General features: G+C 64.5%; 15 protein-coding genes and 1 pseudogene. 9 read left to right on the top strand and 7 right to left on the bottom strand.

Annotated elements, in window-relative coordinates:
- Window positions 1–10: 10 nt before the first annotated feature.
- From ACFSNB_RS07010 to ACFSNB_RS06995, 4 genes are all read right to left on the bottom strand, one after another.
- A complete protein-coding gene (locus tag ACFSNB_RS07010) occupies window positions 11–1,435 on the bottom strand; it encodes a phospholipase D-like domain-containing protein (RefSeq protein WP_377315334.1) in 1,425 nt (474 codons plus the stop codon).
- A gap of 223 nt (window positions 1,436–1,658) precedes the next feature.
- Window positions 1,659–3,044: a sensor histidine kinase gene (locus ACFSNB_RS07005; protein WP_377315332.1), complete on the bottom strand. Its 1,386-nt coding sequence runs from the start codon at window positions 3,042–3,044 to the stop codon at window positions 1,659–1,661.
- Complete coding sequence (locus ACFSNB_RS07000) at window positions 3,031–3,708, bottom strand: winged helix-turn-helix domain-containing protein (protein ID WP_377315330.1); 678 nt, start codon at window positions 3,706–3,708, stop codon at window positions 3,031–3,033. Before ACFSNB_RS07000 ends, ACFSNB_RS07005 begins: the two co-directional genes overlap by 14 nt.
- A 735-nt stretch (window positions 3,709–4,443) precedes the next feature.
- Window positions 4,444–5,289, bottom strand: a complete 846-nt coding sequence (locus tag ACFSNB_RS06995) for a TlyA family RNA methyltransferase (protein ID WP_377315328.1) — start codon at window positions 5,287–5,289, stop codon at window positions 4,444–4,446.
- A gap of 198 nt (window positions 5,290–5,487) precedes the next feature.
- On the opposite strand from ACFSNB_RS06995, the gene ACFSNB_RS06990 reads away from it, so the two are divergent.
- The 6 genes and pseudogenes from ACFSNB_RS06990 to ACFSNB_RS06965 form a co-directional block, all read left to right on the top strand.
- On the top strand, window positions 5,488–6,420 hold the full coding sequence (locus ACFSNB_RS06990; protein ID WP_377315327.1) for a histone deacetylase family protein: 933 nt from the start codon (window positions 5,488–5,490) through the stop codon (window positions 6,418–6,420).
- Between the two features lie 173 nt (window positions 6,421–6,593).
- Complete coding sequence (locus ACFSNB_RS06985; RefSeq protein WP_377315325.1) at window positions 6,594–6,839, top strand: exodeoxyribonuclease VII small subunit; 246 nt, start codon at window positions 6,594–6,596, stop codon at window positions 6,837–6,839.
- 19 nt (window positions 6,840–6,858) lie between these two features.
- A complete protein-coding gene (locus ACFSNB_RS06980) occupies window positions 6,859–7,764 on the top strand; it encodes a polyprenyl synthetase family protein (RefSeq protein ID WP_377315323.1) in 906 nt (301 codons plus the stop codon).
- A gap of 13 nt (window positions 7,765–7,777) precedes the next feature.
- A complete protein-coding gene (gene dxs / locus ACFSNB_RS06975) occupies window positions 7,778–9,709 on the top strand; it encodes a 1-deoxy-D-xylulose-5-phosphate synthase (RefSeq protein ID WP_377315321.1) in 1,932 nt (643 codons plus the stop codon).
- A gap of 211 nt (window positions 9,710–9,920) precedes the next feature.
- Complete coding sequence (locus ACFSNB_RS06970; protein WP_377315320.1) at window positions 9,921–10,244, top strand: ArsR/SmtB family transcription factor; 324 nt, start codon at window positions 9,921–9,923, stop codon at window positions 10,242–10,244.
- 158 nt (window positions 10,245–10,402) lie between these two features.
- Window positions 10,403–10,834: pseudogene (locus ACFSNB_RS06965) on the top strand (transposase); the annotation flags it as partial.
- Window positions 10,835–10,921: 87 nt separating this feature from the next.
- Here ACFSNB_RS06965 and ACFSNB_RS06960 read toward each other — a convergent pair.
- The 3 genes from ACFSNB_RS06960 to ACFSNB_RS06950 are packed head-to-tail and all read right to left on the bottom strand — an operon-like array spanning window position 10,922 to window position 16,296.
- Complete coding sequence (locus ACFSNB_RS06960; protein WP_377315318.1) at window positions 10,922–12,559, bottom strand: glycosyltransferase; 1,638 nt, start codon at window positions 12,557–12,559, stop codon at window positions 10,922–10,924.
- A 4-nt stretch (window positions 12,560–12,563) separates the two neighbouring features.
- Entirely contained in the window at window positions 12,564–13,013 is a 450-nt protein-coding gene (locus ACFSNB_RS06955) for a response regulator (RefSeq protein ID WP_377315317.1), read from the bottom strand.
- Window positions 12,994–16,296 (bottom strand): hypothetical protein, encoded by a 3,303-nt coding sequence (locus tag ACFSNB_RS06950; RefSeq protein WP_377315316.1) that lies wholly within the window; start codon window positions 16,294–16,296, stop codon window positions 12,994–12,996. Before ACFSNB_RS06950 ends, ACFSNB_RS06955 begins: the two co-directional genes overlap by 20 nt.
- Window positions 16,297–16,792: 496 nt before the next feature.
- Here ACFSNB_RS06950 and ACFSNB_RS06945 point away from each other — a divergent pair, with 496 nt between their 5' ends.
- The 3 genes from ACFSNB_RS06945 to ACFSNB_RS06935 all read left to right on the top strand — a co-directional run bounded on the left by ACFSNB_RS06945 (window position 16,793) and on the right by ACFSNB_RS06935 (window position 19,894).
- Window positions 16,793–17,386, top strand: a complete 594-nt coding sequence (locus ACFSNB_RS06945) for a GNAT family N-acetyltransferase (protein ID WP_377315315.1) — start codon at window positions 16,793–16,795, stop codon at window positions 17,384–17,386.
- Window positions 17,387–17,421: 35 nt separating this feature from the next.
- Complete coding sequence (locus ACFSNB_RS06940; RefSeq protein ID WP_377315313.1) at window positions 17,422–18,357, top strand: L-threonylcarbamoyladenylate synthase; 936 nt, start codon at window positions 17,422–17,424, stop codon at window positions 18,355–18,357.
- A 127-nt stretch (window positions 18,358–18,484) separates the two neighbouring features.
- The gene (locus ACFSNB_RS06935) at window positions 18,485–19,894 is read left to right on the top strand and encodes an FAD-binding oxidoreductase (protein ID WP_377315312.1); all 1,410 of its coding nucleotides are present in this window, start codon (window positions 18,485–18,487) and stop codon (window positions 19,892–19,894) included.

Below are 19,894 nucleotides of genomic sequence, written 5' to 3'. Positions count from 1 at the left end.
ATGGATTCGGTTACCCCACCGAGGGACTCATCCAGTAGCCGGAGATGTGCTCGCCGACGGTGGTTTCGTTCTCATCGATGGTAATATTGTTGCCCCACTCGGCCCGAAGCCATTTCAAGATGCCCTTGTCAGGGATGTCAGCGAGCACCTCGCCCCTGGCCTCAAACGCGTCCCGGATGCACCTAGTCAGCAAAGAACTGGTGTTCGGCCTGGAAGCTTCCACCGCCACCGTAGTACACCATGAAAGTGAAAACGACTCCCAGGCGCGTTGATCCTGCCTGAAATGAGGTACCGCTGGGAACTCGTAGCCGGTTACATAGCGCTCGTAAAAGTCTTCGTCTTTGGCCATCAGAAGATCTGACTCGAATTTCTTATCAAACCGTTTTGCGTATTGGGCTCGATCAACCCCACGTCGATCTCCGTCAAGGAAATCTCCAGGGTTGATGTCCTGCTCCTTGAGATCACGCCATACCCCACTAAGAGCCAACAGAAACTCTTTTTGGCGATCAGCGCGCCACTTGGGATCATCGCCATTATCCCGTAGCATTTCTATTCTGGCCTGCCGTTCCGACGATGTCTTTGATTTCATAGTTTTTCGGTGGGCACGGTAGCAAGACTCAGAAACCCAATTGCCGAGGTGAGTCCACATCCCCAGTCTGGCGTTCCATTGGTGAGCAGCCTGTTCGTCCGCCTCCTCGGGCTCAAGGTTCCCCACATACGGGTAGCGGACAACACTGCGCTCGCCTGGTTCCAAAAGTCGCCGACCCGCGAAGGTCGTGGAAATCATGTCGGCCGGAAGAGCCGCATTCAAACGCACCGCCACCGTCAAGAATTGTTGGGCCGCTTTGTATTTCGCCACCAGCAACCCGCGTTGGAGCCAAGCATCGAAGCCGGGCGGCGGTCCCATCGGGGTAACCGTAAATTTCGGCAGGTACAAAGTAGGCGCGTTCCTGAGGCTGTGCGTGCTTTCAGGGACCGCCCCCCCTTCCTCCTCTTCGATGGCGGCCACCACGGTCTGGAGGTAGTCCAACAACGCCCTATCTTCGCCCCTGGTCAGATCGACATCGGCAACCAACTCGGCATTTCGGCGGCCACTGAATGCAGGCTCGGTCGCGTTGGCGGACCCGAACAAGAACTTTCGTTTCCGATTTTGCCTTTGCCCATCTACTTTTACGAACTCAAAATAAAAACCTTTAAGATGGACCAGTCCGGCTGCAGCGCCCAAGGCAATCCTGACGTCCGCGTCCCGGGGAAAAGACTTGCGCAGAGCATCAAGATCTTCTTGCCGGGACCCATCATCAACTAGGAACCGAATTCGCTTTGGCGCCAAGTCGGAGGCGATCCTCTTGGCGAACGCGCGGTCAAAATACGGCGCCATGACAAGAACCACGTCAGTTTCATAGCCTTCCGGTACTTCGAAAAGTTTGTAGCTCATCTATACCACTTAATTTTATTTAAAAAAAATTATCAATTTTAAAGCTTTTTCGTAAATCGCGCAACCCCCCCAGGATTGGAGAGCCAATGAATTGCCCCGCATGCTGTCCTTTGCTTGGCGCCAGAAGAAGTCCAACCAAAGGCTCGCCGGTATATCTTCCCCCCAATGGGTTCGAAGGGCCCGTGGCCCTTCGCGGAGAGCGGCGAGAGGCGGAGCCTTTCGCCTAGCCTTCGGCCGGGACCGGGGGGAAATCGAGGCGGACGGCGAGGCCGGGGGCATTGTCGCCCAGGGTCAGCTTGGCGCCGTGCAGCCGCGCCACCGCCTGGACCAGCGACAGGCCGAGTCCGTTGCCGGGGGTCGAGCGGGTCGAATCCAGCCGCACGAAGCGGTCGAGCACGCTTTCGCGCGCCTCTTCCGGCACGCCGGGGCCAGTATCGGCCACGGTCAGGGTCACCCCGCCATCGGCGGCCGGCACCACGGTCAGCGAGATGCGCCCGCCGGCCGGGGTATATTTGACCGCGTTATCGACCAGATTGACCACCGCCTGGAACAGCAGGTGGCGATCGCCGCGCAGGCACAGGCCGGAGGCGACCTCGCAGCTCATCGTCAGGCTCTTTTCCTCGGCCAGCGGCTCGTACAGCTCGAACACGTCGCTGGCGAGCTGGCCGGGATCGACCGGCTCGAACCGTTCCAGCCGGCCCGAGGATTCCGCCTGCGAGATGGTCAGGATGGCGTTGAAGGTGGCCAGCAGATTGTCGGCGTCGGCCATCGTCTCTTCCAGCGTGCGGCGGTAGGTCTCGCCGTCGTTGGGGCCGAGCAGCACCAGATCGATCCGCGAGCGGATCCGGTTGAGCGGGGTGCGCAGATCGTGGGCGATGTTGTCCGACACGGTGCGGATGCCTTCCAGCAGCCGCTCCAGTTCGTCCATCATCTCGTTGAAGCTTTCCGCCAACTGGTCGAACTCGTCGTCCGAGCCGGACAGGGTCATGCGCTGGCTGGTGTCGCCGCCAAAGATGCGGCGGGCGATCCGGCTCATCTCCTCGACCCGCTGCAACAGATGGCGGCTGGTGAAATAGCCGCCGACCACGCCCAACTGGATGGTCAGGGCGAGGCCCCAGCCCAGCGCGCGGTTGATCGCCGACTTGACCCGGTTGGCGTCGGCCAGCGAGCGGCCGACCAGCAGGCGGTGGCCGTCGGCCAGTTCGTAGGCGTGGGCCATCACCTCGACCGAGGCGCCGCCCTCGACCGCCGGCTGGAGGTTGAACCGCACCCAGCCGAGCAGCGAGCCGACCTCGCCCGGCCACGCCCGCAGATTGCCGACCACGACATGGCCGTCGCCGGCGCGCAGGGCATAGGTGGCGCGGCCGTCGATGTCCTGGCGGGTGCGCTGGGAAATGATGTCGGCCAGCCCGACCAGCCCGCGATCGCGATAGACCTCGTAAAGACCGGTGGCCTCGGCCTCGACCGTCTCCTGCACCTGCCACTCGATGAACATCGTGGTGCTCCACGAGACGAGCGCCAGCAGCGCCACCGCCGAGACGGTGAAGATGCCGAGATAGGACAGGGCCAGCCGAAAGGTGGTGGTACGAAGAAGACTAGCGGGCCGCACGAAGCGAATACCCCGCGCCACGGACGGTATGGATCAGCGGCAGGTCGAAATCCTTGTCCACCTTCTGCCGCAGCCGGCTGATGTGGACGTCGATCAGGTTGGTCTGCGGATCGAAATGATATTCCCAGACATTTTCCAGCAGCATGGTGCGGGTCACCACCTGCCCGGCATGGCGCATCAGATATTCCAGCAGGCGGAATTCGCGCGGCTGGAGTTCGATCGGCTGGCCGCCCCGGGTGACGCTGCGGCCGAGCAGGTCCATCTCCAGGTCCTCGACCTTGAGGCGGGTCTCGGGCTGGGCCGCCGACACCCGGCGCGACAGCGCCTCGATCCGCGCCAGCAATTCGGCGAAGGCATAGGGCTTGACCAGATAATCGTCGCCGCCGGCCTTGAGGCCCTTGACCCGGTCATCGACCTTGCCCAGCGCCGACAGCACCAGCACCGGGGTGGTGTTGCCCGAGGCGCGGATCGCCTGGATGATCGCCAGCCCGTCCAGCCCCGGCAGCATCCGATCGACGATCATCGCGTCCCAGCGCTCGCTGGTCGCCAGGAACAGCCCGTCGGTGCCGGTGGCGGCCAGATCGACCACATGGCCGGCCTCGCGCAGGCCCTTGGCCATGTAGGCCGCCGCCTCGGTATCATCCTCGATCACCAGAATGCGCATGGCGCCCTTTCGTTCGCAGGTGGGAGGCCGACCTTAGCGCCTTCCCCGCCGGGGGGAAAGCCCCCGCCGGAGCGGCCGTGCCAGCCTGGACTCTCGCCCGCGCCGGCTTACCACCCGCTTTCCGGGCGATGAACCTTTGTTAAGTTCGCCTTCTGATGCGGGGAGCGGCCGGTCCAGGCGGGACGCCACAAACGAAACCCCCGCGTCCAGGGGGATCGGGCGCGGGGGGCTCTGGGGCAAAGGCACCGTCTGGCGGGCGGTGCCGGACTTCCACATTGCGCCCCCTGGGGGGGGCGCGACTGGCGGAGGGGTTGAGCCGCCAGCGAAACACAGGCTGAGAAATAAAACCGTCGGGTCGGTTTGAGCAGTTTGAAGTTCGAAGCTTGTAAGAAAGACCATACGCCGCGTCGGGTTACCGCGCGGTGTCGAGAAGATTACGGTTTCTTAATGTTGGGGAGGAGAGGAGCGCCGAGCCCCCGCGTCCTGGGGGGGGGAGGGAGTGGACGCGGGGGCCTTGGCGCTCTGCCCGGAGGTGGGGGGACACGATTCCGGGCTTCACGAGGGCGCGCCGACCTGGGGGAACAGGGGGGGACTGGCGCGCCGGAACGGAGGACCTCAGGCTACTCAAGCAAAAAGGTCAACAAAGCGAGGGATTCTGGAGACTGATTTTCCGTGACCGTCACTTGATGTCGTTGACAATGCCCGAGAAAGGGTTACGACGCCCTTTCGGGCTGATTAACCTTCCGTAATGATCGGGTTTTGCTCCCCGCCCCTACCCGGCCCCGCCCCACCCGACGCCGACCCGTCCGGTTGGGACCCGGCTGGCGGGACGGCATCGGCGGCGTCGCGGCGGCCAATGATCAGGAATTCGCGGTTGCCCTCGGGGCCGAGAATCGGGCTTTCGACCAGCCCTTCGACCCGCCAGCCGGGCAGGCCGGACAGCCAGGCGCGGATCCGCTCGCACACCTCCTGATGCAGTTCCGGCTCGCGCACCACCCCGCCCTTGCCGACCCGTCCCTTGCCGACCTCGAACTGGGGCTTGATCAGGGCGACCAGCACCGCGCCGGGCCGGGTCAGCGCCAGCGCCGCCGGCAGCACGGTTTCCAGCCCGATGAAGCTGGCGTCGCACACCACCCAATCGGCCGGCTCGGGGATCTCGGCCACGGTGAGGGCGCGGGCGTTGGTGCGTTCCAGCACCGTCACCCGGGGATCGGTGCGCAGCTTCCAGGCGAGCTGGCCGTGGCCGACATCGACGGCATAGACCCGCGCGGCGCCGTGGGTCAGCAGCACGTCGGTGAAGCCGCCGGTCGAGGCGCCGACATCGATCGCCACCCGCCCGGCCGGATCGAGCGGAAAGCTGGCCAGGGCGTGGGCCAGCTTCAGCCCGCCGCGCGACACCCAGGGATGGTCCTGACCCTTCAGCCGCAGCGGGGTACCGAGCGCGAGCGCGGTGCCCGGCTTGTCGATCCGCCGGTCGCCGCTGTAGACCTGCCCGGCCAGCACCAGGGCCTGGGCCCGCGCCCGGCTCTCGACCAGCCCGCTTTCGACCAGCAACTGGTCCACCCGCCGCCGTTCCACCATCTCCCGTCCTTCCCTCGCCGTCCGACCGTTCGCGTCGGCGCGCATCAAAACAGCACCCGACACCGCCAAGGCAAGCCCCGCGCGATACCGCCGGCGCTTTTCCCCGGCGGGGCGGATGAAATCAGGGATGGAAATTGCCCGCCCCATCCCGGAGAATAAGCCCTTCATCGCTCTTCTTGCGCCAGGGGGCCGGCGGGCATGACCACGCTGCTCTTTACTCATCCGCTGTGCCTCGAACACGATACCGGGGATTACCACCCGGAATGTTCCGACCGGATCAAGGCGGTGCTCGCCGCGCTGGAGAGCGAGGAATTCTCGCTGCTGCTGCGCGACGAGGCCCCGCGCGCGACGATGGAGCAGGTGATGCGCGCCCACCCGCTCGACTATATCGATCTGGTGCTGGAATCCGTTCCCGACGGCCCCGGGCTGGTGCCGCTCGACAACGACACCTTCCTCTCCGCCGCCTCGGGCGAGGCCGCGCTGCGCGCCGCCGGGGCCGGCATCGCCGCGGTGGACGCGGTGGCCCAGGGCCAGGTCCACAACTGTTTCTGCGCGGTGCGGCCGCCCGGCCACCATGCCGAGATCGCCACCGCGATGGGATTCTGCCTGTTCAACAACGCCGCGATCGCCGCCCTGCACGCCCGGGTCGCCCATGGCTTCAAGCGGGTGGCGGTGGTCGATTTCGACGTCCATCACGGCAACGGCACCCAGCAGATTTTATGGGACCAGCCCGGCACCTTCTACGCCTCGACCCACCAGGAGCATTCCTATCCCGACACCGGCCGCGCCGACGAGACCGGCGGCCAGGGGCAGATCCTCAACATCCCGCTGCCGCCCGGCACCGGCTCGGCCGATTTCCGCATGGCGTTCGGCGACATCCTGATTCCGCGCCTGCGCAAGTTCGCCCCCGACTTCCTGATCATCTCGGCCGGGTTCGACGCCCACGCCGCCGACCCGCTGGCCCACCTGCGCCTGACCGCCGCCGATTTCGCCTGGGCCACCACCGAGCTGCTCCAGGTCGCCGAGCAGTTCGCCGGCCGCCGCGTCGTCTCGCTGCTGGAGGGCGGCTACGACCTGCGCGCGCTGGCCGACAGCGCGCGCGCCCATGTCCGCGCCCTGATGGGGTACTGAGCCGGACTTCGCCCCCCCGTCCTCGCCCCCGCCGCGCGGCGCGACGCCGCCATGCGCGCCCGGAGCGCGCGGGCGGCAGCCCGCGCTTGCCTTCGGCGTTAAGCCCCCGTAAACTTCCGCGCTTTCTCGAACAACCCGGGTCTTCGCCCGGGTCCAGTCGATCGCATGGAGCCATGGCCGACCTGCCGCCGGATATCGCCGCCCTCAGTTTCGAAGACGCCCTGGCCGAGCTGGAGCGCATCGTGCGCCAGTTGGAGGAGGGACGCGGGCGTCTCGACGATTCGATCGCCGCCTATGCACGGGGGGTCGCGCTGAAGACCCACTGCGAGGCGCGGCTGGAGGAGGCGCGGGCCAAGGTCGACCGCATCGTTTCGGGGCCGGACGGCAGCGTCGCCGCCGAGCCCGCCGACCTAGCGTGATTCACAATCGGGTGATCCCTTGAGCCAGTCATCGATTTCTCCTCGCCTCTCCGAGGCCCTCACGGTCACCAGCCAGGCCGTCAACGCCGAGCTGGACCGCCAGCTCGCGCCGTGCGACGGCCCGGAAAACCGGGTGATCGAGGCCATGCGCTACTCGACCCTCGATGGCGGCAAGCGGCTGCGCCCGTTCCTGGTGATGCAGTCGGCTTCCCTGTTCCACGTCGCCGAGAGCGCCGCGATCCGCGTCGCCTGCGCGATCGAGATGATCCATTGCTACTCGCTGATCCACGACGATCTGCCCTGCATGGACAATGACGACCTGCGCCGCGGCCGCCCGACCTGTCATCGCCAGTTCGACGAGCAGACCGCGCTGCTGGCCGGCGACGCCCTGCTGACCCGCGCCTTCGAGGTGCTGGCCGGCCCGGCCACCCATGCCGATCCCCAGGTGCGCTGCGATCTGGTCGCCGAACTGGCCCACGCCTCGGGCGCGCTCGGGATGGTCGGCGGCCAGTCGATCGACCTCCAGGCCCACGATCTCGACCTCGACGTCGCCGGCATCACCCGGCTCCAGCAGATGAAGACCGGCCGGCTGTTCTCGTTCTCGTGCGAGGCCGGCGCGGTGCTGGGCAAGGCCCATGCCGAGCTGCGTCTCGCCCTGCGCAACTATTCGCACGATCTCGGCCTCGCCTTCCAGATCGCCGACGACATCCTCGACGTCGAGGGTGACGCCGCCCTGGTCGGCAAGCAGGTGCAGAAGGACGCCGAGGCCGGCAAGGCCACCTTCGTCTCGCTGCTTGGCCTCGACCGGGCCAAGGCCCAGGCCGAGGCGCTGGCCGAACAGGCCTGCCGCCATCTCGATCCCTTCGGCGAAGCCGCCGACCTGATGCGGGATGTCGCCCGCTTCGTCGTCCAGCGCCGTTCCTGAGGCCGTTCCGATCATGACTTCGACCCCTCCCCGTCTCCCGAAAACGCCGCTGCTCGACCGCATCGCCGGCCCCGAGGACTTCCGCGGTTTCTCGATCGAGGATCTGGTTCGGCTGGCCGAGGAGGTTCGCCAGACCATGATCCACTCGGTGTCCCAGACCGGGGGCCATCTCGCCTCCGGCCTCGGCGTCGTCGAGCTGACCGTCGCGCTGCATGCGGTGTTCGACACCCCGCGCGACCGGCTGCTGTGGGATGTCGGCCATCAGGCCTATCCGCACAAGATCCTGACCGGCCGCGCCACCCGGATGCTCGGGCTGCGCCAGGGCGGCGGCATCTCCGGCTTCACCCGCCGCGCCGAAAGCGAATACGACCCGTTCGGCGCCGGCCATTCCTCGACCTCGATCTCGGCCGCGCTCGGCATGGCGGTCGGGCGCGACCTCAAGGGTGGCAAGAACAACGTCATCGCCGTGATCGGCGACGGCGCGATGAGCGCCGGTCAGGCCTATGAGGCGATGAACAATGCCGGGGCCCAGGGCTCGCGGCTGATCGTCATCCTCAACGACAACGACATGTCGATCGCGCCGCCGGTCGGCGCGATGAGTTCGTATCTGTCGCGGCTGATGTCGTCGCCGAAGTACCACTCGATCCGTCACCTCGCCAAGGACCTCGCCCATCTGCTGCCGCCGCCGCTGGAACGCGCGGCCAAGCGGGCCGAGGAATATGCCCGTGGCATGGTCACCGGCGGCGGCACCCTGTTCGAGGAGCTGGGCTTCTTCTATGTCGGCCCGGTCGATGGCCACAGCTTCGAGAACCTGCTGCCGGTGCTGCGCAACGTGCGCGACTCGGATTCCAACACCCCGGTGCTGATCCACGTCGTCACCAAGAAGGGCAAGGGCTACGCCCCGGCCGAGGCCGCCGCCGACCGCTATCACGGCGTCGGCCGCTTCGACGTGGTGACCGGCCAGTTCGACAAGCCGCCGGTCAATGCGCCGTCCTACACCTCGGTGTTCGCCAAGGCCCTGCTGGCCGAGGCCGAGGCCGATGACCGCGTCGTCGCCGTCACCGCCGCGATGCCGGCCGGCACCGGGCTCGACCGCTTCGGCGCCCGCTTCCCCGGCCGCTGCTTCGACGTCGGCATCGCCGAGCAGCACGCGGTGACCTTCGCCGCCGGTCTGGCCTGCGAGGGGTTGAAGCCGTTCTGCGCGATCTATTCGACCTTCCTCCAGCGCGGCTACGACCAGCTTCAGCACGATGTCGCCCTCCAGCATCTGCCGGTCCGCTTCGCGATCGACCGCGCCGGTCTGGTCGGCGCCGACGGCGCCACCCATGCCGGCGCCTATGACCTGACCCTGCTCGGCTGCCAGCCCGACATCGTCATCATGTGCCCGTCCGACGAGGCCGAGCTGATGCACGCCGTCGCCACCGCCGCCGCGATCGACGACCGCCCCTCCGCCTTCCGCTATCCGCGCGGCGAGGGCGTCGGCATCGAGCTGCCCGACCGCGGCAGCGTGCTGCCGATCGGCAAGGGACGGCTGGTGCGCGAGGGCCAGCGGGTGGCGATCCTGTCGATCGGCACCCGGATGGTCGAGGTGCTGAAGGCGGCCGACACCCTGGCCGCGATGGGGCTGTCCCCCACCGTCGCCGACGCCCGCTTCATGAAGCCGCTCGACGAGGAACTGGTGCTTCGCCTCGCCCGCGAGCACGAGGTGCTGGTCACCATCGAGGAAAACGCCATCGGCGGCTTCGGCGCCCATGTGCTGACCCTGCTGGCCCAGCACGGCGCGCTCGACAAGGGGCTGAAGGTGCGGCCGATGATCCTGCCCGACGTCTTCATCGAGCATGACAACCAGTGGAACCAGTACGAGGCCGCCGGCCTCAATGCCGGGGGCGTGGTCGCCACCGTGCTCGGCGCCCTCAACGATCCGCGTTACCAGCTGCCGGCCTGATCCCGGCGGCACCGCATTCCCGCCGCGCCCTCCCCTTCCCGGGGGAGGGCGCGGTTTTTTTTATGCCCCGGCCGGGGCGAGAAACCACAGGCAAATCTCGTTATATACACGGGAATGACACCAAAATACCCGCATTAACCGGATTGAACTTTTTCAATTCAGTGGTATTTTATATTATCGAATCGTCGTTGCTGGTATGGATCTCCCCGAGATGGACCTCGCGAAACTTCAGGACAGCGCCCGGCGCGCCAGCACCCTGCTGAAGGCGATGAGCAACGAGCACCGCCTGATGATCCTCTGCCAGTTGCTGGGGGGGGAGAAATCGGTGGGCGAGCTGGAACGGGTGGTCGGGCTCAGCCAGTCGGCGCTGTCGCAGCACCTCGCCCGCCTGCGCCGCGACCGGCTGGTGCAGACCCGCCGTCAGGCCCAGACCATCTTCTATTCCCTCGCCGGACGCGAGGCGATCGCGGTGATCGAGACCCTGCACGGGCTCTATTGCCGCAGCGCCGAGGACGACGCCTGCGCCGCCGAATAGGCGGACTGCCTGGGGAGCCAGGCGCCCCAAAGTCCGCGCGGGGCGAATCAGCCATTTTTGATGTGGGCTCCGCCCACACCCGCCAAGGGCCGTAAGGCCCTTGGATCCCTGTCCTTGTCCTTCGCGCGGCCAACATCCGCGCCCAAGCTGACAGGCCGCTCCGCGACAGCGGCGCGGAGCAGATCCGTTTCACCTCGGCGATCCTGCCGCTGTGGGCGCGGCAGACCAAGAGCCTGGATGCACTGTTGCCGGCCTTGTATCTGCGCGGGATTTCGACCGGCGATTTCCAGGAGGTCTTGTCGGCTCTGCTCGGCAAGGAGACCCCCGCCCTGTCGCCCGCAGTGATTTCGCGGCTGACGGCGGAGTGGTCAGGCGAATACGAGTGTTGGCGGAAGCGTGAGCTGTCAGCGCGCCGCTATGTGTATGTCTGGGCCGATGAGGTCTATCTTCAGGCCCGCATGGAAGACAGCGCCGAACGCATGCTGGTGCTGATCGGCGCCACCCCGGAAGGCTGCAAGGAGCTGATGGGGTTCCAGGTCGGCGTTCGCGAGAGCACCCAAAGCTGGCGGGAATTGCTGGTTGATCTGAAGGAGAGCCGGCACATTGGGGGCTGTCACACGCTACGGCCTGGTTATGGAATGAGCGCGCACCACCCCCGGCGGCACGAAGACGGGCGATCACGCCTCCTCCGCCAGCAGCGCCGCGATCGCCGCTCGCCAAGTCTTGCTGCTAGCCAGCTTGGCGCGCAGCTCGGCGGCGCGGCCAAAGGCCGCGTCACGGTCGCCCAGCACCCGATCGATGGCATCCGCCCAGGTCTGTTCCGGGCGACCTTCCATGGACACCACCACTTGGCGTCGCTGATCGGGGTCGAGGAATTCGGTCAGCATCTCGCCCAGCCCGCTCTCGCTGCTGACCAAGACGGGCACGCCGGCGACGATGGCTTCCACCCCAACTAAGCCGAAGCCCTCCTTAACCGACGGCATCAGCACTAGGCTGGCCTTGAGCAGATCGTCCTGCAGCCGGTTCGCGTCGTTGGTGTACAGCCGCGGCAGCATCCCGACGCGGTCGTTCTCCGCCCATTTTTCTAACCGGCCCTTGAGTTCGTCCGAGGTGTCGGGCGGGGTACCGCGTACTACCAGTTCCAGGCGTGTTTCAGCGGCCTCGCGCTTGGCGGCGGCGATGCCCATGGCCTTGGCGGCAATGTGCAGTCCCTTGAGTTGGGCGTCCTCCAGCCGGCCCAGCATCAGCACCCGCCATGGCCGCCCCGGCGGCGGCTGGCGCGGGGGCAGGTTTGCAGCGTCGAAGCCGGGGTCGAAGCGCAGGCAGTCCGCGGGAGACAATTCCAGCGCAAAGCGCCCATGCAACCGCGGACCGACCGCGATGGCGCGGTTGGCGCTGCGGCCAAGTTCGACCTCGATCCGGGTCCGCTCCTCCGCCCGCATGCCGCTGTCGTCCTCGCGGTCGAGCTTATGCCACTCGATCTCGTCCGGCGCCATGTGGATGAAGTGCCAACGCCTGGCCTGGGGGAAGTGATCCTCGGCCAACACCTGCGCTGCCGGGCCGGTGATGCGGCCGTGGCCGATAACGATGTCGGGGATGAAGCCCTCCGGTAATCGGGGCTTGCGCGCCAGCCGCTCCCGCTCCGACGAACCGGACGTGACCGGGGCGTCCACCACGACTACCGGCAGAGCGTGCTCCCTCTCCTCCGGCGAGGACGCCAGAACCAGGCACGCCACCTGCGCCCCCGCTTCCGCCAAGGCGGTGCACAGTTGGCGATTAAACGTGCTGAGCCCGCCATGGCCCGAACTCCATTCCGTCGCCACCGCCAGGATGCGGAGGGAGCTGGAAGGCGCGACTGCGGGCAGGGAAGAAGGCTTACGCGCAGACGCGGCTGCCTGCAGCGATTGATGAATGTGGCTGATTCGCTTGGCTATAAACGCCTTCCACTCTGTAGATGTCTCATCATACTGAATAAGCCACCATGGCTCAGAGGAGAATTCGTTGCGACCTGCTGTCAAGACGTTAACGTATGACGTGAGTCCAACTATGAAAGATGGCGTATTGTACTTTTTTCGCCGTGCGATCTCGGTCAAAAGCTCGAACCCACCTGCTGGATCAGGATCCTTATCGGGACGGCTCGGCAGAGAGATGTCCAAGACCATCAGATCAAAATAGTGCTCGGCGAGGAAACGTCGTGCTTCTGCGCTACAAGTGGCTGTTAGCACAGCATCCTGATCAACGAGGCCTGTCTCATAGATGGCCTGTAAAACCCTTTTGAGTTTTTCGGGATTATCATCAACGACGAGAATGTGCACGCCATCACCTCTCAAGACATATCAGGTCTGCCAACTCTTCTTTCCAGTCATCAGTAGCGGAACTGTAGTACACGGAACCGACGAATACAGTCGGATGGCACCGTCGCAGGTCTTCCGTGAGTTCCTGCAAGGTTACCTGGTCACTCTTTTTCCCAAAGGTCTCGTATTGTGTCACCACGAAAACTTTGCACGCTAATTTGGCACGCTCGATACGCCTAAGGACCTCTCTCCCACCAAAGCCTTGAGGTTTCCCTCCAGGCTCGTCGGGACCGGGGTCGAATGTGGGTAGGGACATATCAAGCACTACGAAATCCGGTTTGCATTCGGCCAACCTACGAAGCGCAGTCTGGATAGATCTCGCCTCCGAAATTTGCGCGCCATCAGACAATGTCTGAACGAACGCCCTAAGTTGACTGGCCTTTGCCGGGTCGTCCTCAACAATCAGCACGTTCATTGGGAACCTCAAGAAAGTTAAGGGTCAACTCCACCAAGAATTTTTGGTCTGAGAGATATCCGAACTCAAGATGATATCCATCATCGCCGTGTCGACCAGCTAGCTTGCGGAGTTTAGGAAATCCCGTCCCCCCTTCGGCGGACACGGCCCCCTTATAGGCATCTCCACTTACTTTTTCCCGGATCCGCTCAAGTTTCTCCTCTTTCGCCTGGGTACGAACACCCGGCGCGACTTCGCTAACCACGCGGAACCGCAGGCTGTTCCCCAAGTCGATCACACTCAAATCCACTTGCGGGTTTACCCTATTCCCAGAATGCTCATAGATATTATCGAATATAATAAACAGAATGTCTGCGATGGATGTCACTGCGGTTCCCGCGATATCGGAGACTTCGGGAATATCGAGGCAGACGCACGGGTTAAAGCCGATATGAATTTTTTTTACGGCTTCAATCCCGATAGCAATCGCATGCTCTAGCTGAAAATTCGCGCTCGCAGAATCGACAACCCGGAACCAGTCGACGACGCAGGTGAGACCCTCTTGAGCAGCCGTGTAAGCTCGTTTTGTGGCCGATTCTAGTTCCACGACATCCCAATGAGAGATAGACGAGACGGCTTTTTGCAGCGCTTCGAATAGGCCCGATATCAGACGCCGCATGTCGACATCTATACGAGCCCGCACAAGGTCAAGGGTCACCTGCGCCTGCGTCCAAAACATATCCATGCAGACATCAAAAAATTTAGAGAAGTCTGTGTCTTCTTTAATCGCGGAAGAAATTGCCCTCAGATGGAGCGCCGTTAGCGGGAACTGAAAAAGCCCATCTGGCTTCTGAGTCGTCTTAATGTGCACCTCTTTAGTGAGGAGCATGTCTATGACAGAATCGTATCCTTTAGAGAAGTCGCTAAGAGCTTTCTCAATTTTTGCAAGATTGGTAGGGTCAAGATGCGTCAGACGGTCTAGCCAATATCGATTGGGCTTGTATGCCCGCGAGGTACCTTCTTTCTGAGTAATGAGATGCTCATCCTCAAGCGGCGCCCGTAGCTGCCCAGCGAGCGTGCCATGCCTGATGCGCAAGCTGAGATATGAATCCAGTCCGTGGTCTGGGTTATGTAAGAACTCACGCAATAGCGCCTTTACTAGATCTGTCAGGACCGCTTGCGCCTCACCCTTGGGAATTGTCAGATATTCGCTAGGGAGAGGCTTGCCCTCCAATGTGCCGATGATGGCGTCCGTAAATCCATCATCTGAAAAGCCTATTCCCGCCCGCAGGAACGAAATATAACGATTGAAATCTTCTTTAATGGTCTTTTCCGCCCAGCGCCGGAGCCCGGATGTATCGACAAAAATTCGGCTCCTGTCCACCAAGCGAACACCTGCTCTGACGATCAAAGAAGTAGTGATCTCCTTGATTTCCTCTTGATATGCTTCCCTCGAGCTGTTGTCCAAAGCTACCAGCCAAGAACATATTTCGACGCGCTCTTCATCGACCTGACTACTGGTCTCAAAACACGGAAGCAGGTCCATTACATCCTGCTTGGCTATGTAGCGAAGGAAGTAGACCATCTTTTCGGTGGAGGCGTTATAGATGGATCTCAGCTCGCTAGGACGCGACACTTCGCAAGCATCTAAATAGTCCTCGAAGGCATATCGGAGGAGAGGCTCGCTTTGGCGATCCTCAAAATATTGGAGGTACATATGAATAAGGATCGAAGCATCAAGGCCGCTTGCGCATTTGCCTTTTGAAATTTCCTTTGCCGCCGCCTCAATTGGCAGCATGTGGATTGCGTTTATGTTGGATAGGCAGACGTCGACAATCTTGCCCACAAGACCATCGACATCCCCTTCGGCGAGCAGGCAATGGCAGATATAGCGTGCCGCCCACCATTTTGCGCGGGCATCGCCACATTGTTCGACCTCCTCAGCAATCTGCCGAGCCCGCGCGTACTCCTTCCCTCCAATGGCGGTTTCCACCTCAGAAACCATCCGCCAATAGCCAGAGAAATTTCGCTCGCATGGCTCCAGCGTTGACTGGCGAGCCTGAAGCCGCATACGGAAGAAGTCCACCACCTCGTTATGGCCGTACTGCGCCTCGCACTGTTCGAGATATGCCGCACCATGATCACCAAGTGCTAGGCAGTGACGTGGGTCGAGATACTTAGCATCCAGAAAGGAAACGAGCCCAGAGTTTGAAGGGTGGAACGGGTCACTGGTGAGTTCGCGCATAACGTAGGCATAGACAGAGGCCGTCCATCCGTGTGTGCGGAAGATGAGCGGCAATTTAAATGCCAACGAAACCGCCCGACCAAACCCCTCATCCTTCTTCGCAATAGAATAAAGCGCTTGGCAAAGCTCTTCCGTGAGAGAATTGGCGTTCCATTGCGGATTTTCACCTTTCGTTAATGCCATCGCCTTGTGATAAATAAGAGCGATATTATCTGGCTGTCGGGGTAGCTCAGCCTCGATCGCGCAAACTAATAGATCAATATCATTGTTGTAATAAGAGTACTGGATGGAGCAATTCATCGGAGCAAGGGGAAGATCGCCATCGAGCATTCCCGCGCTAAATAATGCTAGCTTTAGCTTGGGATCATTTACCTCGCCCACCAGGGCCACGACCTCATTGAGAAAAATGTCCGCGACGTCCCGTTGACCTGACGTCAGGGCATATTGAACAAGATCAACAAAAGTATCGTACAGGTCTATTGGCGACGAAACCTGCTCGTGTCTCAGGATTGAGGCAATTCCGTCGTGCGTATTCGGGCACAAACACGCAAGGCGATAAGAAAGATACTCATTAAGACCCTTTGGTATGGGCTGATTGTCTAAATAATCTTTCATAAAGCTGGTGAATCTAAATGCCGTAACTGAGTCCTCTGCGCGATAACTTATATTGTGAACCATGAATCCAAACACGTCGCTACGCGTTCTGTTCATTCGCACAAGCGAGGCATACTCTTTTTGCGCTTCGAGGCCGCCACTTCTTTGGAGAATAGCGATCCTATTCTCAACAGCCCAGATACTGGCACCGGAGTAGCTCTCTATTTCACGAATGATGTCCAGGCACTCATTGAAGTTACCTTGCAGGAGTAGGCGCTCCAACGCGGCTGAGTCCGCCAAGAACCTATTCAGTAGGTGTGCATTTGCCCGTATCAGCTCACACACCCAGGCGACCTCTGTGGCCAGCGGCACGGGGCTTGGAACCGGTGTTGTGCAAATGGAGCTAATGTCCTGACGCCAAGGCGCCAGAATTGGCCGCCCTCCATGGCGGCAGGTACGAGCCATGGAAATAAAGGCTCCTAACTCACTTCTCGGTATCAGGCGCTTGAGGTCACCAAGGAGCTTCCATGGCTGTTTGCTACCACGCAACTGATTTAGATGGTCCTTCAGCGGCGCTACCTTCCTCTTAACGTGCCCCATTTCTTCCCACTTGGTTAAATCTTGAACCTCTGATTATCGTTCGGCCAGAGGATTTCGCAAGTTCATTATGATTGGCCGCCGAGGGTTCTCGTCGAAATTGTGCTGGCTGACACTAATGATAGTGGTCTGGCGGGGCCATCCTTAGCGAAATGGCCTCCTTTCGGCGGGTAATGGGGTGGCGGTCCACTCAGTTCCCCGACCTCACAACGTCGCGCCCAACCATCAATGGGTTCCAAGGGCCTTGCGGCCCTTGGCGGGGGTGGGCGGAGCCCACACGAAACCCGAGCCGCCCGCGCCCCCTTGCCGCAGGCGCGGCGATCCCCATCTGTGGGGTGCCCCCCTTTCCGCCGCGAGGCCCCCGATGCTGATCCGCCGGCTGCCCCGGCCCGACCGTCCGCGCTACGCCCGCCACCTCAAGCGCCTGTCCGAGGAGGACCGCCGCCGCCGTTTCGGCCGGGCCGGAATCGAGGATGGCTGGATCGACGCCCATGTCGCCGGGCTGAGCGAGGACGACCTGATCCTCGCCGCCTGCCGGGGCGACGAGGTGATCGCCGCCGCCCATCTCGCCCTCGATCCCACCAGTTTCATCGCCGAGGTCGGCCTCAGCGTCGACGAGGACCAGCGCGCCGGCGGGCTCGGCGCCGACCTGCTGCGGCAGGCGGCGGTGTTCGCCCGCAATCGCGGCGCCGGCCAGTTGATGACCCTCTGCCTGTCCGACAACCGCGCGATGGTGGCGCTGGCCCGCCGCGCCGGGATGGCGGTGGCGTTCCATCCCGGCGAGGCCGAGGCCCGGCTCGAACTCGACCCGCCCGACGCCCTGACCCTCGGCCAGGAGATGTCAACCGGCCTGTTCGCGGTGTTCGAGGACTGGGCCGGCCTGATCGAGCGTTATCACGGCCTGATCGCCGCCGCCGCCCAAGGCGCGGCCCCCCCTCCCGGCGGCGCGAAGGGGTAGGACTCCCCGCCGGAACGCGCTATACCCTGGGCGTCATGATCCTTCCCCCCGCCTTGCTCGACCAGGCGGTGCGCCGGCTCGCCGCCGGCGGCCTGGTCGCCTTCCCCACCGAGACCGTCTACGGCCTGGGCGGCGACGCCACCAGCGACGGCGCCGTCGCCGCGATCTTCGCCGCCAAGGGCCGTCCCCGCTTCAACCCGCTGATCGCCCATGTCGCCAGCCTCGCCGCCGCCGCCGCGCTGGTCGAATTCGACGAGCGCGCTTGCGCCCTGGCCGAGCGGTTCTGGCCGGGACCGCTGACCCTGGTGCTGCCGCGCCGGCCGGATTCGCCGCTGTCGCTGCTGGTCAGCGCCGGGCTCGACAGCGTCGCGGTGCGGATGCCCGACCATCCGGTCGCCCAGGCCCTGCTCGCCGCCTACGGCAAGCCGCTCGCCGCCCCCTCGGCCAACCGCTCGGGCGCGGTCAGCCCGACCGAGGCCGCCCATGTCGCCCAGTCGCTCGGGCCCGACGCCGCCCTGATCCTTGATGGCGGGCCGTGCCGGGTCGGGGTCGAATCCACCGTGCTCGATCTCAGCGGACCGGTGCCGCTGCTGCTGCGGCCGGGCGGGCTGGCGGTCGAGACGCTCGAAGCCGTGCTGGGCTGCAAACCCGGGCGGCCGGAGCTGCTGCCCGGCACCGCGCCGCGCGCCCCCGGCATGCTCGCCAGCCATTACGCCCCCGGACTGCCGGTGCGGCTCGACGCGGAAGAGGCCCGGCCGGGCGAGGCGCTGCTGGGGTTCGGGCCGGGGCCGGCCACCCTCAATCTGTCGCCCGCCGGCGACACCACCGAGGCCGCCGCCCATCTGTTCGCCATGCTGCGCGCGCTCGACCGGGCCGAGTTCACCGCCATCGCGGTCAGGCCGATCCCGGAAAGCGGGCTCGGGCTCGCCATCAACGACCGCCTCCGCCGCGCCGCCGCGCCACGAGGCTAGCCTGGATGTGGGCTCCGCCCACACCCGCCAGGAACCTGAGGTTCCTGGACCTCCCCAACGGGGTCCAGGGGCCCCGGCCCCTGGCGGGTGCGGGCGGAGCCCGCGTCCCCCCTGGGGGAGAATGCCGATGTCCGTGCTCGAAACCTTCGCCGCCATCGTCGGGGCGCGCCATCTGCTGACCGGGGATGAGGATCTCGCTCCCTATCTGGTCGAGGAGCGCGGGCTGTTCCATGGGCGGGCGCTGGCGGTGGCCCGGCCGGGCTCGACCGCCGAGGTGGCGGCGCTGGTCACGGCGGCCAGCGCGGCCGGGATCGCGGTGGTGCCGCAGGGCGGGCGCACCGGGCTGTGCGGCGGCGGGGTGCCGCTGACGCCGGAACCGGCGCTGGTGATCGGCACCGAGCGGATGGACCGGATCCGCGCCCTCGACCCGGTCGATTTCACCCTCACCGTCGAGGCCGGCTGCGTGCTGGCGACCCTCCAGGCGGCGGCGGCGGCCGAGGGCTGCCTGTTCCCGCTGTCGCTGGCGGCCGAGGGCTCGTGCCGGATCGGCGGCAACATCGCCACCAATGCCGGCGGCACCAACGTGCTGCGCTACGGCTCGACCCGCGATCTGGTGCTGGGGCTCGAAGTGGTGCTGGCCGACGGCCGGGTGTGGAACGGGCTGAAGGCGCTGCGCAAGGACAATACCGGTTACGCCCTGACCCAGTTGTTCATCGGCTCGGAAGGAACGCTCGGGATCATCACCGCCGCGGTGCTGAAGCTCTACCCCCAGCCGCGCGAGCGTCAGACCGCGCTGGTGGCGATCCCCGATCCCCAGGCGGCGCTGACCCTGCTCGGCCGCGCCCGCCGGGCCAGCGGCGACGCCGTCACCGCCTGCGAGTTGATCTCCCGCCGCGCCCTCGATTTCACCCTGCGCCACATCCCCGGCCAGCGCGAGCCGGTCGAAACCCGCACCCCCTGGCTGGTGCTGCTCGAATTGTCCTCGTCCCGGCCGGGCGGGTTGCGCGAGGCGCTGGAGGAGGTGCTGGCGGCGGCGCTGGAGGACGGCACCGCCCTGGACGCGGTGCTGGCGGAAAGCGAGGCCCAGCGCGCCGCGCTGTGGCGCCTGCGCGAAACCATCCCCGAGGCGCAGAAGCACGAGGGCGGCAGCATCAAGCACGACATCGCGGTCGCCACCTCGCGGGTGCCGGAGTTGATCGAACGCGCCACCGAAGCCGTCACCGCCGCCTTGCCCGGGGTGCGGGTGGTGGCGTTCGGCCATATCGGCGACGGCAACATCCATTTCAACCTGTCCCAGCCCGAGGGCGCCGACAAACAGGCCTTCCTCGCCGAGTGGGAACGGATCAACCGGGTGGTCCATGACGTGGTGGGGGAGATGGACGGCTCGATCTCGGCCGAACACGGCATCGGCCGGCTGAAAGTGGCCGAACTGGCCCGGGTCAAGCCGGCGCTCGACCTCGACCTGATGCGGCGGATCAAGCTGGCGCTCGATCCCGACGGGCGGATGAATCCCGGGGCGGTGCTCGACCTCGGCTAG

Source organism: Phaeospirillum tilakii, from assembly GCF_042683125.1.
Taxonomy (GTDB): domain Bacteria; phylum Pseudomonadota; class Alphaproteobacteria; order Rhodospirillales; family Magnetospirillaceae; genus Phaeospirillum; species Phaeospirillum tilakii.
Note: the sequence above shows the minus strand (reverse complement) of the source record. Positions and strands in the feature narration are given on the sequence as shown.

What these genes read in the sequence shown, in the direction of transcription:
- ACFSNB_RS06940 (WP_377315313.1), top strand. Translation starts at nt 17,422, where the DNA reads ATGATCCTTCCCCCCGCCTTGCTCGACCAGGCGGTGCGCCGGCTCGCC.
- ACFSNB_RS06935 (WP_377315312.1), top strand. Translation starts at nt 18,485, where the DNA reads ATGTCCGTGCTCGAAACCTTCGCCGCCATCGTCGGGGCGCGCCATCTG.
- ACFSNB_RS06945 (WP_377315315.1), top strand. Translation starts at nt 16,793, where the DNA reads ATGCTGATCCGCCGGCTGCCCCGGCCCGACCGTCCGCGCTACGCCCGC.
- ACFSNB_RS06970 (WP_377315320.1), top strand. Translation starts at nt 9,921, where the DNA reads ATGGACCTCGCGAAACTTCAGGACAGCGCCCGGCGCGCCAGCACCCTG.
- ACFSNB_RS07000 (WP_377315330.1), bottom strand. Translation starts at nt 3,708, where the DNA reads ATGCGCATTCTGGTGATCGAGGATGATACCGAGGCGGCGGCCTACATG.
- ACFSNB_RS06995 (WP_377315328.1), bottom strand. Translation starts at nt 5,289, where the DNA reads ATGGTGGAACGGCGGCGGGTGGACCAGTTGCTGGTCGAAAGCGGGCTG.
- dxs (WP_377315321.1), top strand. Translation starts at nt 7,778, where the DNA reads ATGACTTCGACCCCTCCCCGTCTCCCGAAAACGCCGCTGCTCGACCGC.
- ACFSNB_RS06955 (WP_377315317.1), bottom strand. Translation starts at nt 13,013, where the DNA reads ATGAACGTGCTGATTGTTGAGGACGACCCGGCAAAGGCCAGTCAACTT.
- ACFSNB_RS07010 (WP_377315334.1), bottom strand. Translation starts at nt 1,435, where the DNA reads ATGAGCTACAAACTTTTCGAAGTACCGGAAGGCTATGAAACTGACGTG.
- ACFSNB_RS06990 (WP_377315327.1), top strand. Translation starts at nt 5,488, where the DNA reads ATGACCACGCTGCTCTTTACTCATCCGCTGTGCCTCGAACACGATACC.
- ACFSNB_RS06950 (WP_377315316.1), bottom strand. Translation starts at nt 16,296, where the DNA reads ATGGCTCGTACCTGCCGCCATGGAGGGCGGCCAATTCTGGCGCCTTGG.
- ACFSNB_RS06985 (WP_377315325.1), top strand. Translation starts at nt 6,594, where the DNA reads ATGGCCGACCTGCCGCCGGATATCGCCGCCCTCAGTTTCGAAGACGCC.